We start from the raw sequence: 16,463 nt of genomic DNA, 5'->3' as shown, positions 1-16,463 counted from the left end.
CCAGCCCCCCGCACCTCCCCCCGTCACCCGCCCCCGCGAGCCCGCTCCGGCCGCAGCAGCGCGAACCTCGCCCCGAACGGATCCGCCAGCCGCGCCACCCGCCCGACATCCGGCAGATCCATGGGCGCCAGCCGCACCGTCCCGCCCAGCTCCGTCGCACGGGCGCACACCGCGTCCGGGTCGTCCGTGGCGAAGTACGGCAGCCAGTACGGCTCGCCGGTCGCCTCCGTCGGGTCCTCGTCCAGCGGCACGAGCCCGCCGAACATGGTGTCCTCGTCCTGCCCGGCAGGGTTGACGCAGGTGTAGGAGCCGCCGGGGAACCTGACCGAGGAGGTCTCCCAGCCGAGCACCTTGTTGTAGTAACCGGCCGCCGCCGCGATGTCCCGGGTGTACAGCTCGACCCAGACCAGCGCCCCGCTCTCCCCGGCCACCTCGACGCCCTTCATCCGCCCCGGCTGCCAGATGCCGTACGCCACGCCCCCGCGGTCCGTGAGGATCGCCGCGCGGCCCTTGTCCAGGACGTCCAGCGGCTCGGTCAGCACCGTGCCCCGCACCGCGCGGACCGTCTCGGCCGTCGCGTCCGCGTCCGCGCTCTGGAAGAAGACGGTCCAGGCCGGGGGGCCCTGCTCGGGCGTGGTCGTCATCACGCCCGCGACCGTTCTCCCGTCGAGCTGGAAAAACCCGTACCCTCCGGTCTCCGGTCCGGCGGATCGCCACTGCCAGCCGAAGAGTCCCCGGTAGAAGGCGGTGGCCCGGTCGATGTCGGTCGTACCGAGATCGATCCAGTTCGGTGCGCCGGTCACGAAGTGGGTGCTGAGCATGATCACCTTCCCGAGGAACCGCTGCCTGTCCTCTGCCGAGTCTCGCACCGCCCACTGACAATCGCTGCCGGAGCACCCGCCCACCGGCCCACCCGCGCGCCGCCGTGTGCCGCCACCTCCGGCCGGTGCACCATCATCTCCAGCCCAGCCCCGACGAGCCCAGCACAGCCCCAGCCCAGCCCCAGCCTCGGACCGGCCCAGCTCGCACCCCACCCCAGCCCCGTCCCGACCAGAACCGACCAGAACCGAACCGACCGGCACGCCCCAGCCCCGCACCCGCCTGCCCGCCCGCCGCCCGCCCCGCCGAGGCGCCCGCGTTGATCGGGCGTTGAGCGAACGTTTTGCGCGACCGCCCACGCTGTCCGTATGCACCTCGATTCCCTCACCCCGGCCGCACCCGCCTGGCAGGACCAGGCCCTGTGCGCGCAGACCGGGGCGGACTTCTTCTTCCCCGAGCCGGGCAGTTCGGTGCGCGAGGCCAAGCGCATCTGCGGCATGTGCGACATGCGCCGCGTCTGTCTGGACTACGCCCTGGAGAACGATGAACGCTTCGGCGTCTGGGGCGGCCTCTCCGAGAAGGAACGGCAGCACCTGCGCCGGATCACCCACTGAACCGGTCATGGAAGAACCCCAGAGAACCCGAGAGAACTCAAGAGAACTCAAGAGAACCCGCCCCCGAACAGCGAGAAGCGGCGCCGGGGAGGAAACCCCCGGCGCCGCCGCCACTCTCCGTCCGGACGGACCGGCGTGTCAGCCCTGCGCCCGCGCCGCCATCCGCGCCTTGCGCGCCGCCAGCTTCTCGTCGAACTTGAGCGCCTCCGCGTCCAGCCCGCCCATGAACAGCCCCAGTTCCTCCTGCGCCTGGCGGCCCTCCGGACCGAGACCGTCGATCTCCATGATCTTCAGGAACCGCAGCACCGGCTGGAGCACATCGTCATGGTGGATCCGCATGTTGTAGACCTCGCCGATGGCCATCTGCGCGGCGGCCCGCTCGAAGCCGGGGATGCCGTGCCCCGGCATCCGGAACTCGACGACGACATCGCGCACGGCCTGCATGGTCATGTCGGGGGCGATCTCGAACGCGGCCTTGAGCAGGTTCCGGTAGAAGACCATGTGCAGATTCTCGTCGGTCGCGATCCGGGCCAGCATCCGGTCGCAGACCGGGTCCCCGGACTGGTGGCCGGTGTTGCGGTGGGAGATCCGGGTGGCCAGCTCCTGGAAGGCGACATAGGCCACCGAGTGCAGCATCGAGTGCCGGTTGTCGGACTCGAAGCCCTCGCTCATATGGGCCATCCGGAACTGCTCCAGCTTGTCCGGGTCCACCGCGCGGGAGGCGAGCAGATAGTCCCGCATCACGATGCCGTGCCGCCCCTCCTCGGCCGTCCAGCGGTGCACCCAGGTGCCCCAGGCGCCGTCCCGGCCGAACAGCGAGGCGATCTCGTGGTGGTAGCTGGGCAGGTTGTCCTCGGTGAGCAGATTGACCACCAGCGCTATGCGGCCGATCTCGGTGACCTTGGACTGCCCCTTCTCCCAGGGCTCGCCGTCCTCGAAGAAGCCGGGGAAGTTACGGGCGTCGCTGAAGGGCACGTACTCGTGCGGCATCCAGTCCTTGGCGATCTTCAGATGCCGGTTCAGCTCGGTCTCGACCACTTCCTCCAGGGCGTACAGCAGCCGTGCGTCGGTCCAGACGGAGGGGCTGCCGAGGTGCGGAGGGGTGATGGTCACAGGAACTCCAGGGGGACGTCGAACGAGGGGGACGAGACCGGCGAGCGGTGCCGGAACCTACGGGATCGTAGGCTACGAACCCGTAGGTTACGAAACCGTAGGTTAAGTCCGCGGTAAAGGTCCCAGTTCAGGGCCTACGCTGCGGAAACCCCCGCGTGTCGGAGCAGCGGCGGTGACGGGTCCGGCGGTGCAGGTCGGGGCGCTGTCCGAGTGATGAGATCACCCGTCAGGCGTACAGATCCCGCAGCCGGACCGAGAGGCATGTCACACAGCCTTCCAGTTTCTCGAACTCGCTGATGTCCACCAGCACCGGTGCGTAACCGAGATCCTGCAACAGCTCGGCCGTCCTCGGCGCACCCGCCGCCATCAGCAGCGCGTCCCCGCCCAGCAGCACCACATGCGCCCCCGACTCCTCCGGCACCGGCAGGAACCGCCCGAACAGCGACGGGGTGTCCACCGACGGAAGGTGCCCGATCACCGTCCCGTCGGGCAGCGCGGTGACCGCCGACTTCAGATGCAGCACCTTGCTGACCGGCACCGTCACCACCCGCGCGCCGAGCGGCTCGAAGGTGGCCCGCACCTGCTGGATCCCGGCCGCGTTGGTGCGCCCGCCCCGGCCGACGTAGAGGGTGTCACCGATCTTCAGTACATCGCCGCCCTCCAGGGTGCCCGGCTCCCACACCCAGTTCACCGAGCAGCCGAGCCCGGCCATGGCCTCCTCCACCCCATGGGTCTCGTCGCGGCGGGACTCGGCGCCGGGCCGGGCGATCAGGGCCACGTTCTTGTAGACGACCACGGTGTCCTCCACGAACACCGCGTCCGGGCAGTCGTCGGCCGGGGCCGCCTCCACCGTCTCCCAGCCGTGCTCGGCGAGCGCCGCCACATAGGACTCCCACTGCGCGACGGCCAGCTCCGGATCGATGCCGGTGCGCTCCACATGGGTGACGAGGCCCTCGGCCAGCCGGGGGCCGGGGCGGCGGACAAGGGCCTTCTTGCTGGGCACGAGGGATCACTCCGGATCGATGACGGGCGGCGACGACGGCGACGACGGCGACGACGACGGTGACAGCGGTGACGGTAGTGGCGGTAGTGGCGGCGGCGCCCTCAAGGGGCACCGGTGGGCCATGATGCAGTGCCGCCCGCTCCGGACGAAACCCCCCGAATCTCAGGCCGTGGCGCGCCGGAGGTGGTCCGCGGTGAACGACCCGCGCGCGGCGAGCAGTTGACGCGGGGTCCCCTCGAAGACCACCTGCCCGCCGTTCCGGCCGCCGTCCGGCCCCAGGTCGACCACCCAGTCCGCGTGCGCCACGACATCGAGATTGTGCTCGACCACCAGGACCGTGTTGCCGCCGTCCACGAGCCGGTCGAGCAGCGCCAGCAGCCGGTCCACATCCGACATGTGCAGCCCCGTCGTCGGCTCGTCCAGCACATACACCGCGCCCGTCCGGTGCAGCCGGGTCGCCAGCTTGATGCGCTGGCGCTCACCGCCCGACAGCGTGGACATCGGCTGCCCGAGGGCCAGATACGTCAGACCGACGTCCTGGAGGGCCTGGAGCCGTCGCCGGACGCCCGGGTCGGTCAGAAAGCCGAGGGCGCGCTCGGCGGTCATCTCCAGCACATCCGCGATCGAGTGCCCGCCGACCGTCAGCCGCAGCACCTCCTCCTTGAACCGCCGCCCCTCGCAGTCCGGGCAGACGGTGGTGACCGGGTCCATGAAGGCGAGGTCGTTGTAGATGATCCCGCGCCCCTCGCACAGCGGGCACGCCCCGGCGGAGTTGAAGCTGAACAGCCCCGCGTCGGCGCCCGTCTCGCGCGCGAACAGCCGCCGTACCGGATCCAGCACCCCGAGATAGGTGGCCGGGGTCGAGCGCCCCGAGATACCGATCGCGGACTGGTCGACGACCACCGCGTCCGGATGCGCCTCGGTGAACAGCGACACCAGGGTGCTCTTCCCGGACCCGGCGACCCCCGTCACCGCGGTGAGCACCCCGGTCGGGAACTCCACCGTCACCTCCCGCAGATTGTGCCGGTCCGCCCCCTTCACCCACAGACCCCCGGACGCCGCCGCCTCCCGGACCCGCTCCTTGAGCGCCGTACGCCGTCCCAGGCACCGCCCCGTCGGTGTGTCGGCGGCGGCCAGCGCGCGCGGGGTGCCCTCGAACACCACCGTGCCGCCCGCCGCCCCCGCACCCGGCCCCATGTCCACCACATGGTCGGCCAGCGCGATCACATCCGGGTCGTGCTCCACCACCAGCACCGTGTTGCCCTTGTCCCGCAGCCGCAGCAGCAGATCCCCGAGCCGCCCCACATCCCGCGGATGCAGCCCCACACTCGGCTCGTCGAAGATGTACGTCATCCCGGTCAGACTGGACCCCAGATGCCGTACGGTCTTCAGCCGCTGGCCCTCGCCGCCGGACAGCGTGGACGTCTCCCGGTCCAGGCTGAGATAGCCGAGGCCGATGGCGTCGATCCGCTCCAGCGCGGCGACGGCCGCCCCGGCGATCGGCCGGGCCACCGGGTCGGTGATCTCCCGCAGCACCCCGATCAGATCCGTGACCTGCATCCGGGCGCACTCGGCGATCGACCGCCCGCCGATCCGGGACGCCAGCGCCGCCGCGTTCAGCCGCGCGCCCCCGCACTCGGGGCACACGCCCTCGGCCAGGAAGCCGCCGACCAGATCGCGGGTCTTCTGGCTGAGCGCCGACAGATCCCGCTTGAGGTAGAGCCGCTCGAACCGGTCGGCGAGCCCCTCGTAGTCGGTGACCCAGGTGCCGCCGGAGCCGCTGATGGTGACCTTGCTGCCGGACCGCCCCCGCATCAGGAACGCCCGCTCGGCCGCCGTGAACGCCCCGACCGGCTTGTGCGGGTCCAGCTCCTCGGTGTTCACATACGTCTGCCCCTGCCAGGTACCGGCCGTGAACGGCGGGAAGCGCACCGCCCCGTCCGCGAGGGACAGGGCGGGGTCCAGGATGCGCTCCCAGTCGGGCTGGACCGTACGGCCCAGCCCGTCGCAGCGCGGGCACATGCCCGCCGGGTCGTTGAACGAGTACGCCGTCGCCGCCCCGGCGCTGGGGGTGCCGTGCCGGGAGTACAGCACCCGCAGCACCGAGTAGACGTCCGTCATCGTGCCGACCGTGGAGCGGGAGTGCCCGCCGATCGGCCGCTGGTCGACCACGATCGCCGGGGCGAGGTCCTCCAGCGCGTCCGCCTGGGGCCGCTCGTACTTGGGCAGCCGGTTGCGGATGAACCAGGTGAACGTCTCGTTCAGCTGGCGCTGCGATTCCACCGCGATGGTGTCGAAGACGACGGACGACTTCCCGGACCCCGACACACCGGTGAACACGGTCAGCCGGCCCTTGGGGATCCGCAGGGAGACGTCCTTGAGGTTGTTCTCCCTGGCACCGGTGATGGTGAGGTACTCGGTGTGTTCGGCGTACTCGGTGTGTTCGGTGTGTCCGCGCATACGGGGGACGCTAGGCGTCAAACCCGACAGCTTCTGGCGTGATTTCCGAGAGTTCTCCTTCCTCCAGCAGCAGCCAGCGGGTGATCCCCAGGGACTCCAGGAACGGCAGATCGTGACTGGCCACGATCAGCGCGCCCTCATAGCTCTCCAGGGCCGAGGTGAGCTGCCGGACGCTCGCCATGTCCAGGTTGTTCGTCGGCTCGTCCAGCATCAGCAATTGCGGGGCGGGCTCGGCCAGCATCAGCGCCGCCAGGGCCGCCCGGAAGCGCTCACCGCCGGACAGGGTGTCCGCGCGCTGGTTGGCGCGCTGCCCCCGGAAGAGGAAGCGGGCCACCCGGGAGCGGATCTGCTGATGGGTGGCGCCCGGCGCGAACCGGGCCACGTTCTCCGCCACCGTCAGCGAGCCGTCCAGCACATCCAGCCGCTGGGGCAGGAACCGCAGCGGCACATGGGCCGTCGCCGTCCCCGACACCGGCTCCAGCTCCCCGGCGACGGTCCGCAGCAGGGTGGTCTTGCCCGCCCCGTTGCGCCCGATCAGCGCGATCCGCTCGGGACCGTACAGATCGAACCCGCCCGCGACACTGGCGCCGTAGCGCAGCTCCAGATCCCGCAGGGTGAGCACGGTCCGCCCGGCCGGGACGGCGGTGTACGGCAGGTCGACGCGGATCTCGTCGTCGTCCCGTACCGCGTCCACCGCCTCGTCGAGCCGGTCCTTGGCGTCGCTGAGCCGCTCCTCGTGCATGATCCGGTGCTTGCCCGCGGACTCCTGTGCCGAGCGCTTGCGCGCCCCCATGACGATCTTCGGTTCGCGTTTCTGCTCGAACATCTTCTGGCCGTACCGCTTGCGGCGGGCCAGTTTGACCTGGGCTTCGGCCAGTTCGCGCTTCTGCTTGCGCAGATCGGACTCGGCGACCCGGACCATCCGCTCGGCCGCCTCCTGTTCGGCGGCGAGCACGGCCTCGTAGGCGGTGTAGTTCCCGCCGTACCAGGTGATCGAGCCGGAGCGCAGATCGGCGATCTGGTCCATCCGGTCCAGGAGTTCCCGGTCGTGGCTGACCACGACCAGTACCCCCTGCCAGGACTCCACCGCCGTGTACAGCCGCTTGCGGGCGTACACGTCCAGGTTGTTGGTCGGTTCGTCCAGCAGCAGGATGTCCGGCCGCTCCAGGAGCAGAGCGGCCAGCCGCAGCAGGACCGACTCGCCGCCCGAGACCTCACCGATGGTGCGGTCCAGTTCGATATGGCCGAGGCCGAGTTCGCCGAGCGTGGCCAGGGCGCGTTCCTCGACGTCCCAGTCGTCGCCGACGGTCTCGAAGTGCGCCTCGGACACATCACCGGCCTCGATGGCGTGCAGCGCGGCCCGCTGCTCGGCGATACCGAGCGCGCGGTCGACGGGCAGCGCGGTGTCCAGGGTGACGTTCTGCGGGAGATAGCCGACCTCGCCGGCGACCCGGACGGTGCCGTCGAGGGGGCGGAGTTCTCCCGCGATCAGTTTCAGCAGGGTCGACTTCCCCGAGCCGTTGACACCGACCAGCCCGGTGCGGCCGGTGGAGAAGGAGGTGTCCAGGCCCTCGAAGACGGCGGTGCCGTCGGGCCAGACGTAGGACAGGGAGGTGAGGGTGAGCGAAGTAGACAAGGTGGCCTCGCGGTTGCTCGGTGGGGCGGACGGGCAGCAACGCGTATCGAGACACCGGGAGCGGCGACGCGGGAGGCGGGGAGGGTCCTGGACCGGCGGGGGCTCTGAAGAGACCTGAGGCTCTGAAGAGGCAGCGGGCTCATGAGAAAGCCCTGCTCCGCGGGGGACGGCTCGAACGCCGAGGCCGCACGCAACGCACACGGATGAGGTGTGGCGGAGGTGTCTCAGGACCTCAGACGAGCAACGTCCTTCTCCAATCGGCGGCAACAGGACTTCTTCACCGTACGGAGGCGGTACGGGGCTGTCAACGGGGTTTTACGGTGGCGGCTCGCGCTCTCAGCCGGCGTCGCGCAGCAGCTCCGCCAGACCCCGGTCCAGGTCGAACCGGAGCGCCTCCAGGCCCTCCGGGACCAGCCCGCCGGTCGCCTCCAGGAACCGGCGCACATCCGCCGAGTGCACATGGATCACCGCGGTGCCCTCCGGGGCGTGGAACTCCAGCACCGTACGGTCGTAGCCGTAGGGGCGGGCGCGGACGTCGCCGTCGCCCGCCGGGCCCTGGAGGCCCTCCGCGAGCAGCTCGCGCGCGAAGGTCCAGCACACCTCCACGCCCTCCAGGGTGGCCTGCGCGGGGAACGTCATCCGGACGGCGAACGGGTCCCGCGGGTCGTAGTGCAGCGTGGCGGGGATCTGCGGCATGCGGGGCGCGGCGGCGACGAGGCGGGCCTCCACGGGCTGCTCGATGACAGTGCTCATGCCTTGCTCCCTCTGAGACGGCGGGACGGCTGCCGGGGACCGGCGGCACCGCTCCGGACGGAACGGACGAGGCCGGTTAATGGAAGAGACGTAGAAACCGGCCAAGAAGTGCACTGGATTCCCGGTGACCTCTGTCACCGTGCTTTACACCCCCCTGACGCCTTCGGTTTCCAGGCCGTTTCGGGCACAACCATTTCTTTCTGGGCGTTCCGGGCTGGAAATTGTCCTCTGGACGACCCTGCCCCGGTGGGCTGGCTTCCGCGGCCGTGAGGCCCATGGGGGGAGCGCGGGATATGGGATGCACAGGGCGCACGGGACGCAGGGTGTGGGTGAGGCGGGTGGTGGTCGTGCTGACCAACCCGGCGCAGGCGGGGGAGCGGGCGCCCCGCGCTGGCGGCTGACGGACACTCGCACGCCCGAGGTGCGCCACCGGCGCCCGGCCGCCGTCAGCCGGAACCCCGCCCGGGTGGCCGGTTACGGCGGCGGCACCGTCCTGCGCACCAACGACGGCGGCCCCCGTCGGCGGAACGTCTCCCCGCCGGGCAGGGGCGACCTCCAGTTCCGGGACATCGAGGCGTTCGACGCCCGGCGCGCGGCGGTGCCGGCCATCGGCGAGGGCGAGGCGTCACGGGTGTACCGCACCGAGGACGGCGGCAGTACCCGGACCGAGATCTTCCGCAACCCCGACCCGCGCGCCTTCCACCTACGACCGCCTCGCCTTCTTCGACGCCCGCAACGGCCTGGCGATGAGCGGCGCGGCCGACGGCGGGTTCCGCATCCTGCCCACCGGCGACGGGGGCCGCTCCTGGCGGGTCCTCCCCGACACGGGCATGCCGCCCGCGCAGGAGGGCGAGGCCGGGTTCGCGGCGGGCGGGCAGTGCCTGGTGACCGCCGGGACACGGGACGTGTGGCCGGCCACCATGGGCGCGGCCCGCGCGCGGGTGCTGCACTCACTCCGGCGACGGCGGACGGACCTGGACCGCCACCGACAGCCCCGTCCCGGCCGGGGACCCCACCCGGGGTGTCTTCGCACTCGCCGCCTTCCAGGGCCGCGGCGGCCCGGTTCTCGCCGTGGGCGGCGATAACCGCCCCGACACCAGGCGTCGCCGCGGGCCGCCGCCCGCACCACCGACGCGGGCCACACCTGGCGCCCCGCCGCCACGCACGCCCCCGCCCGCCGACCGATCCGGCGTCGCCAGACACCCCCTGGCCGTCGTCCCCACCGGCACCGGCCGCCTCCGCCACACCCTCGACCAGGGTCGTCCGCCCGGCACGGTGAGTCGCCGCGCCCCCGCGTCCACCCCTAGGCTCGGTCCACCATGACGACCGTAGAGATCCCCGCGGGCTGGCCCGCGACCGAGGAGCAGGCCCGCGCGGCGCAGGACGCGCTCCGCGCGCGGGTCGTGCTCGACGACAGCGGACCGGCGCCCGGCACGGGCCATGTCACCGGGGTCGACGTCGCCTACGACGACCAGCGCGACCTCGTCGCCGCGGCGGCCGTCGTCCTGGACGCGGCGAGCCTCGATGTCGTCGCCGAGGCCACCGCCGTCGGCCGGATCTCCTTCCCGTACGTCCCGGGCCTGCTCGCCTTCCGGGAGATCCCCACGGTCCTGGCCGCCCTGGCGGCGCTGCCCCGTCCGCCCGGCCTGGTGGTCTGCGACGGCTACGGGCTCGCCCACCCGCGCCGCTTCGGCCTCGCCAGCCACCTGGGCGTCCTCACCGGCCTGCCGACCATCGGCGTCGCCAAGAACCCGTTCGTCTTCAGCTGCGAACCGCCGGGCGCCCGGCGTGGCGCGTCCAGCCCCCTGCTGGACGGTACCGAGGAGGTCGGCCGGGCGCTGCGCACCAGGGACGGCGTCAAGCCGGTGTATGTCTCCGTCGGCCACCGGGTGGCCCTGGACACCGCCTGCGCCCACACCCTCGCGCTCACCCCCGCCTACCGGCTCCCCGAGACGACCCGCAGGGCGGACGCGCTGTGCCGGGCGGCGCTTCAGGAGGCGGTCACCCGCCAGGCGCCGACCTCGGAGTACTCCGAGTCGTAGACCGCGCTGCCGTCACCCGGCCGCAGGGCGTAGTGGTCCAGGTTCCCGCCCCAGTACCGCAGGATCCGGCCCAGCTCGCGGACCGGGTCCTTGGCCATCGCCCCGTCGTCCAAGGTGACCTCCAGGACGAACTTCATGCGCTCCACCCACCTCTCTGCCCGACCGGTCTTCTCGGTGTTCCGGCTTCCTTCAAGTGTTTCATTGAACCGCCCGTTGGGACTTTTGGCGGGTGAGGGGAGTGGTGCCAGGTATCCGGTGCCGGTAAGTCTCAAATCGCCGTCTCACATCCCCGTGTGGGACGGACCCGCACTCCGAATCCCACAGGAACCGGCCCGGCCGCAGCGCGTGGCGGCGCGTCCCGCGTCACAATTGGCTAAGCGCTTGCTCGTTTTCGTCTTGTGCCGGACTGGAACGTGTTCTTAGCATCACCGGTGTTACATCAGTACTGTCACAGTGAAGTGATCGGGGGCCGTATGGCAGGGACGGAGCCGGAGACGGAGACGGCAGGACAGGGCGGGCCGCTGAGCGGTGTACGCGTGGTCGAGCTGGCCGGTATCGGCCCCGGCCCGTTCGCCGCGATGCTCCTGGCCGACCTGGGCGCCGATGTCGTCCGGGTGGACCGCCCCGGCGGTCCCGGGCTGGCCGTCGACCCCGCCCACGACCTCACCAACCGCGGCAAGCGCTCCGTGCTGCTCGACCTCAAGTCCCCGGACGGCCCCGCCCGTGTCCTGGACCTCGCCGCCCGCGCGGACATCCTGATCGAGGGCTACCGCCCCGGCGTCGCCGAGCGCCTCGGTGTCGGCCCCGAGGACTGCCGGGCCCGCAACCCCGCCCTGGTGTACGGCCGGATGACCGGCTGGGGCCAGGACGGACCCCTCGCCCGGAGCGCCGGACACGACATCGCCTACATCGCGGTCACCGGCGCCCTCGGCCTGATCGGCGACCCGGACCGGCCGCCGCCCGCCCCGGCCAACCTCCTGGGCGACTACGCGGGCGGCGCCCTCTATCTCGTCGTCGGTGTCCTCGCCGCCCTGCACCACGCCCGCGCCGCCGGCATCGGACAGACCGTGGACGCCGCCATCGTCGACGGCACCGCCCATCTCGGCACGATGATCCACGGCATGCTCGCCGCCGGTGGCTGGCAGGACCGGCGCGGCGCCAATCTGCTCGACGGCGGCTGCCCCTACTACGGCACCTACGAGACCGCCGACGGCAAGCACATGGCCGTCGGCGCCCTGGAACAGCGCTTCTACGACGAGTTCCTGCGGCTGCTGGGCATCGCCGACCGGGCCCCCGCCCGCGCGGACCTCGCCCGCTGGGGCGAACTGCGCGCCCTGGTCGCCGCCCGCTTCCGGACCCGTACCCGCGACGCATGGACCGCCGTCTTCGCGGGGTCGGACGCCTGTGTCGCCCCGGTGCTGTCCCTGCGGGAGGCGCCCGGACATCCGCACCTCGTCGCGCGCGGTACCTTCACCGACCACGCGGGTCATGTCCAGCCGGCCCCCGCGCCCCGTTTCTCCGCCACCCCCGCCGCCCTGCGCGGCGGCCCCGCCCGGCCCGGCGCGGACACGGCCACCGTCGCCGCGGACTGGGACGTCCCGGCCCTGACGCCGCCCTCCGATCACCCTCCCCACGAGAACCCCCGAAAGGCTGCACCGTGAGCACCGAAGCGTATGTGTACGACGCGATCCGCACCCCGCGCGGGCGCGGCAAGGCCAATGGCGCCCTGCACGGCACCAAGCCCATCGACCTGGTGACCGGTCTGATCCAGGAGATCCGCGCCCGCTTCCCCGGCCTGGACCCAGCCGCGATCGACGACATCGTGCTCGGGGTCGTCGGCCCGGTCGGCGACCAGGGCTCCGACATCGCCCGGATCGCCGCCATCGCCGCCGGACTGCCCGACACGGTGGCCGGGGTGCAGGAGAACCGCTTCTGTGCCTCGGGGCTGGAGGCCGTCAACATGGCCGCCGCCAAGGTCCGGTCCGGCTGGGAGGACCTGGTGCTCGCGGGCGGCGTCGAGTCGATGTCACGGGTGCCGATGGCCTCGGACGGCGGCGCCTGGTTCAACGACCCGATGACCAACCTCGCGGTGAACTTCGTACCGCAGGGCATCGGCGCCGATCTGATCGCCACCATCGAGGGCTTCTCCCGCCGGGACGTGGACGAGTACGCGGCGCTGTCCCAGGAGCGCGCGGCCACCGCCTGGAAGGAGGGCCGCTTCGAGCGGTCCGTCGTGCCCGTCAAGGACCGCTCCGGTCTCACCGTCCTCGACCACGACGAGCATCTGCGGCCCGGCACCACCGCCGACTCCCTCGCCCGGCTCAAGCCGTCCTTCGCCGATATCGGCGACCTCGGCGGCTTCGACGCGGTGGCGCTCCAGACGTACCACTGGGTGGAGCGGATCGACCATGTCCACCACGCGGGCAACTCCTCCGGCATCGTGGACGGCGCCGCCCTGGTCGCCATCGGCTCGAAGGAGATCGGCGAGCGGTACGGGCTCACCCCGCGCGCCCGGATCGTGTCCGCCGCCGTCTCCGGCTCCGAACCCACCATCATGCTCACCGGCCCCGCCCCGGCCACCCGCAAGGCCCTCGCCCGCGCCGGGCTGACCATCGACGACATCGACCTGGTCGAGATCAACGAGGCGTTCGCCGCCGTCGTCCTGCGGTTCGCCAAGGACATGGGCCTCGGCCTCGACCGGATCAACGTCAACGGCGGTGCCATCGCGCTCGGCCACCCGCTCGGCGCCACCGGCGCGATGATCCTCGGCTCCCTGGTGGACGAACTGGAGCGCCAGGACAAGCGCTACGGCCTCGCCACCCTGTGCGTCGGCGGCGGCATGGGCATCGCCACGATCGTCGAACGCCTCTGACCCGGCCTCCGGCGGATCCGGCGGTTCCCGCCCCAGTACCGCAGGATCCGGCCCAGCGGCAGCCCTCAGCAGACAGACCTCAACGGAGAACCCCCATGACCACGAGCACCACCATCCGCTGGGAACAGGACCGCACCGGTGTCGTCACCCTCGTCCTGGACGACCCCGACCAGTCCGCCAACACCATGAACCAGGCGTTCCGCGACTCGCTCGCCACGGTCACCGACCGTCTGGAGGCCGAACGCGACACCATCCGGGGGATCATCCTCACCTCCGCCAAGAAGACCTTCTTCGCGGGCGGCGATCTGCGTGATCTGATCCGCGCCACCCCCGAGACCGCGCGGGAGGTCTTCGACGCCGGTATGGCCATCAAGCGGAACCTGCGCCGCATCGAGACCCTCGGCAAACCCGTCGTCGCCGCCCTCAACGGCGCCGCCCTCGGCGGTGGCTTCGAACTCGCCCTCGCCTGCCACCACCGCATCGCCCTGGACGCGCCCGGCACCAAGATCGGCTGTCCCGAGGTCACCCTCGGCCTGCTCCCCGGCGGCGGCGGAGTCGTCCGCAGCGTCCGGCTGCTCGGCATCACCGACGCACTGCTGAAGGTCCTCCTCCAGGGCACCCAGTACAACCCCCGCCGCGCACTGGACAACGGCCTCGTCCACGAGGTCGCCGACACGCCCGCCGACCTGCTCGCCAGGGCCCGCGCCTATATCGACGCCCACCCCGAGTCGCAGCAGCCCTGGGACGTACCCGGCTACCGCATCCCGGGCGGCACCCCGGCCAGTCCCCGGTTCGCCGCCAACCTGCCCGCCTTCCCCGCCACTCTGCGCAAGCAGACCCAGGGCGCCCCCTACCCGGCGCCCCGCAGCATCCTGGCCGCCGCTGTCGAGGGCGCCCAGGTCGACTTCGAGACCGCCCAGGTCATCGAGGCCCGCTACTTCGTGGAACTGGCCACCGGGCAGACCGCGAAGAACATGATCCAGGCGTTCTTCTTCGACCTCCAGGCCGTCAACTCCGGCGCCGGCCGCCCCCGGGGCACCGAGCGCCGCCCGGTCCGCCGGGTCGCCGTGCTCGGCGCCGGGATGATGGGCGCCGGGATCGCCTACTCCTGCGCCCGCGCGGGCATCGACGTCGTCCTCAAGGATGTGTCCGCCGAGGCCGCCGACCGGGGCAAGGGCTACTCCGAGAAGCTCTGCGCCAAGGCCGTCGCCCGGGGCCGCACCACCCGGGAGAAGGCCGACGCCCTGCTCGCCCGGATCACCCCGACCGCCGAGGCGACCGACCTCGCGGGCTGCGACGCCGTCATCGAGGCGGTCTTCGAGGACACCGCGCTGAAGCACAAGGTGTTCCAGGAGATCGAGCACCTTCTCGCGCCGGATGCCCTGCTCTGCTCCAACACCTCCACCCTGCCCATCACCGCCCTCGCCGAAGGCGTCGAACGCCAGAGCGACTTCATCGGGCTGCACTTCTTCTCACCCGTCGACAAGATGCCGCTGGTCGAGATCATCAAGGGCGAGCGCACCGGCGACGAGGCCCTCGCCCGCGCCTTCGACCTGGTCCGGCAGATCAACAAGACCCCGATCGTCGTCAACGACTCGCGCGGCTTCTTCACCTCCCGGGTCATCGGCCACTTCCTCAACGAGGGCGTGGCCATGGTCGGCGAGGGCATCGAGCCCGCCTCGGTCGAGCAGGCCGCGGCCCAGGCCGGCTACCCCGCCAAGGTGCTCGCCCTGATGGACGAACTGACCCTCACCCTGCCCCGCAAGATCCGCCAGGAGACCCGCCGGGCCGTCGAGGAGAGCGGCGGCACCTGGACCCCGCACCCCGCCGAGACCGTCATCGACCGCATGGTCGACGAGTTCGGCCGCACCGGCCGCGGCGGCGGCGCCGGGTTCTACGACTACGCCGAGGACGGCAGCCGCACCGGCCTGTGGCCGGGCCTGCGCGAGCACTTCACCTGCCCGGACGCGGAAACCCCCTTCCGGGACATGCAGGAGCGCATGCTCTTCGCCGAGGCGCTGGACACCGTACGGCTGCTGGAGGAGGGCGTGCTGACCTCCGTCGCCGACGCCAACATCGGTTCGATCCTCGGCATCGGCTTCCCCGGCTGGACCGGCGGCGTCCTCCAGTACATCAACGGCTACGACGGCGGCCCGCGGGGCTTCGTCTCCCGCGCGCGCGAACTCGCCGAGCGCTACGGGGAGCGGTTCGCGCCGCCCGCGCTGCTGGTGGAGACGGCGGAACGGGGGGAGACCTTCCGGGACGCCCGCTGAGCGCATCCGCCGGCTCAGCGCGGGGCGATGCCCTCACTCTCCGAGGGCATCGCCCCGCTTCTCGGACTGCCAGGTCCGCAGCTCCTCCTTCAGCGACCGCTGAAACGCGGTCAGCAGCGCCTGCACCACGATCGGCTGCATCTCCGCCGACAGCGACCTCACCGCGTCGCTGTCCCGCTCCGCCACCTCCGCCCGCAGCAGCCCCGACAACTCCCGCGCCGCCGCCCTGGAGTGCTCGATCAGCACATTCCGCGCGGCGACGATCCCCTCCGGGGACAGCGGTACGTCCAGCAGCTCGACGCCGAGCCGCAGCAGACCGGCGTCCACGCGGAACTCCGTGCCCTCGGCGGCCACCACGCCCATCGCCGCGAGGCGCTCCAGCTCCGGGTCGCCGAGCGCCCGCCCGGCCCGGCGCTCCAGCTCCGCGCGGTCCACGGTCTCCTGCACGTCCGGCGCCCAGGACGCCACCACGGCGCGGTGCACGGCGAGATCGTCGGCGCTGAGGCCGTCCGGCAGCCGGCGCAGATAGCGCTCGATCGCCGCGAGGGTGAGGCCCTGGTGCCGCAGCTCCTCGATCAACGCGAGCCGGGCGAGGTGCGCGCGCCCGTACCGCCCGACCCTGCGGGGGCCGAGCACGGGGGGCGGGAGGAGGCCCTTGGTGGCGTAGAAACGCACCGTACGAACGGTCACACCGGCGCGGGCGGCCAACTCGTCGATGGTGAGGGGGGTGGAGCGGGGCTCCTCGGGGTGGTTGGGGGTCATGGGGGCAGTATCGCGGGCGGGGGAGTGACGGTGGTGGTGAGCCGCGGGTGGTGGTGGGCTGGTCGCGCAGTTCCCCGCGCCCCTAAAAGCAGGGGGCTGGCCCCAGGGCTTTTAGG

General features: G+C 72.0%; 13 protein-coding genes and 1 pseudogene. 6 read left to right on the top strand and 8 right to left on the bottom strand.

The window, feature by feature from the left end:
* Positions 1-23: 23 nt before the first annotated feature.
* Complete coding sequence (locus tag ABZX40_RS40055) at positions 24-821, bottom strand: VOC family protein (protein WP_355750409.1); 798 nt, start codon at positions 819-821, stop codon at positions 24-26.
* Positions 822-1,187: 366 nt separating this feature from the next.
* On the opposite strand from ABZX40_RS40055, the gene ABZX40_RS40050 reads away from it, so the two are divergent.
* On the top strand, positions 1,188-1,433 hold the full coding sequence (locus ABZX40_RS40050; RefSeq protein ID WP_355750406.1) for a WhiB family transcriptional regulator: 246 nt from the start codon (positions 1,188-1,190) through the stop codon (positions 1,431-1,433).
* Positions 1,434-1,571: 138 nt separating this feature from the next.
* On the opposite strand, the gene ABZX40_RS40045 is transcribed toward ABZX40_RS40050, so the two are convergent.
* The 5 genes from ABZX40_RS40045 to ABZX40_RS40025 form a co-directional block, all read right to left on the bottom strand.
* Positions 1,572-2,546: an acyl-ACP desaturase gene (locus ABZX40_RS40045; protein ID WP_355750403.1), complete on the bottom strand. Its 975-nt coding sequence runs from the start codon at positions 2,544-2,546 to the stop codon at positions 1,572-1,574.
* Between the two features lie 226 nt (positions 2,547-2,772).
* Positions 2,773-3,549: a dimethylargininase gene (gene ddaH / locus ABZX40_RS40040; protein WP_355750400.1), complete on the bottom strand. Its 777-nt coding sequence runs from the start codon at positions 3,547-3,549 to the stop codon at positions 2,773-2,775.
* A 162-nt stretch (positions 3,550-3,711) separates the two neighbouring features.
* Positions 3,712-6,009 carry an excinuclease ABC subunit UvrA gene (locus tag ABZX40_RS40035; protein ID WP_355750397.1) on the bottom strand — a complete coding sequence of 766 codons (2,298 nt, stop codon included), beginning with the start codon at positions 6,007-6,009 and terminating at the stop codon, positions 3,712-3,714.
* 10 nt (positions 6,010-6,019) lie between these two features.
* A complete protein-coding gene (locus ABZX40_RS40030) occupies positions 6,020-7,645 on the bottom strand; it encodes an ABC-F family ATP-binding cassette domain-containing protein (protein ID WP_355750394.1) in 1,626 nt (541 codons plus the stop codon).
* A 336-nt stretch (positions 7,646-7,981) separates the two neighbouring features.
* Positions 7,982-8,398: an SsgA family sporulation/cell division regulator gene (locus tag ABZX40_RS40025; RefSeq protein ID WP_355750391.1), complete on the bottom strand. Its 417-nt coding sequence runs from the start codon at positions 8,396-8,398 to the stop codon at positions 7,982-7,984.
* A 397-nt stretch (positions 8,399-8,795) separates the two neighbouring features.
* Between ABZX40_RS40025 and ABZX40_RS40020 the strand changes: the two are divergent.
* Both ABZX40_RS40020 and ABZX40_RS40015 read left to right on the top strand, forming a co-directional pair.
* Positions 8,796-9,595, top strand: a pseudogene (locus ABZX40_RS40020) (oxidoreductase); the annotation flags it as partial.
* Between the two features lie 122 nt (positions 9,596-9,717).
* Entirely contained in the window at positions 9,718-10,440 is a 723-nt protein-coding gene (locus ABZX40_RS40015) for an endonuclease V (RefSeq protein ID WP_355750388.1), read from the top strand.
* Here ABZX40_RS40015 and ABZX40_RS40010 read toward each other — a convergent pair.
* Positions 10,389-10,577 (bottom strand): hypothetical protein, encoded by a 189-nt coding sequence (locus tag ABZX40_RS40010; protein WP_355750385.1) that lies wholly within the window; start codon positions 10,575-10,577, stop codon positions 10,389-10,391. The genes ABZX40_RS40015 and ABZX40_RS40010 overlap by 52 nt on opposite strands.
* Positions 10,578-10,913: 336 nt before the next feature.
* Between ABZX40_RS40010 and ABZX40_RS40005 the strand changes: the two genes are divergently transcribed.
* The 3 genes from ABZX40_RS40005 to ABZX40_RS39995 all read left to right on the top strand — a co-directional run bounded on the left by ABZX40_RS40005 (position 10,914) and on the right by ABZX40_RS39995 (position 15,585).
* Positions 10,914-12,101, top strand: a complete 1,188-nt coding sequence (locus ABZX40_RS40005; RefSeq protein WP_355750383.1) for a CaiB/BaiF CoA-transferase family protein — start codon at positions 10,914-10,916, stop codon at positions 12,099-12,101.
* Complete coding sequence (locus tag ABZX40_RS40000; RefSeq protein WP_355750380.1) at positions 12,098-13,312, top strand: acetyl-CoA C-acetyltransferase; 1,215 nt, start codon at positions 12,098-12,100, stop codon at positions 13,310-13,312. Before ABZX40_RS40005 ends, ABZX40_RS40000 begins: the two co-directional genes overlap by 4 nt.
* Before the next feature lie 95 nt (positions 13,313-13,407).
* Positions 13,408-15,585, top strand: a complete 2,178-nt coding sequence (locus ABZX40_RS39995; RefSeq protein ID WP_355750377.1) for a 3-hydroxyacyl-CoA dehydrogenase NAD-binding domain-containing protein — start codon at positions 13,408-13,410, stop codon at positions 15,583-15,585.
* 33 nt (positions 15,586-15,618) lie between these two features.
* On the opposite strand, the gene ABZX40_RS39990 is transcribed toward ABZX40_RS39995, so the two are convergent.
* Positions 15,619-16,347 (bottom strand): MerR family transcriptional regulator, encoded by a 729-nt coding sequence (locus ABZX40_RS39990; protein WP_355750374.1) that lies wholly within the window; start codon positions 16,345-16,347, stop codon positions 15,619-15,621.
* Positions 16,348-16,463: the final 116 nt, after the last annotated feature.

It is taken from the genome of Streptomyces sp. NPDC004610 (assembly GCF_040609715.1).
Classification (GTDB): domain Bacteria; phylum Actinomycetota; class Actinomycetes; order Streptomycetales; family Streptomycetaceae; genus Streptomyces.
This window is presented reverse-complemented; position numbering and strand designations above follow the sequence as displayed.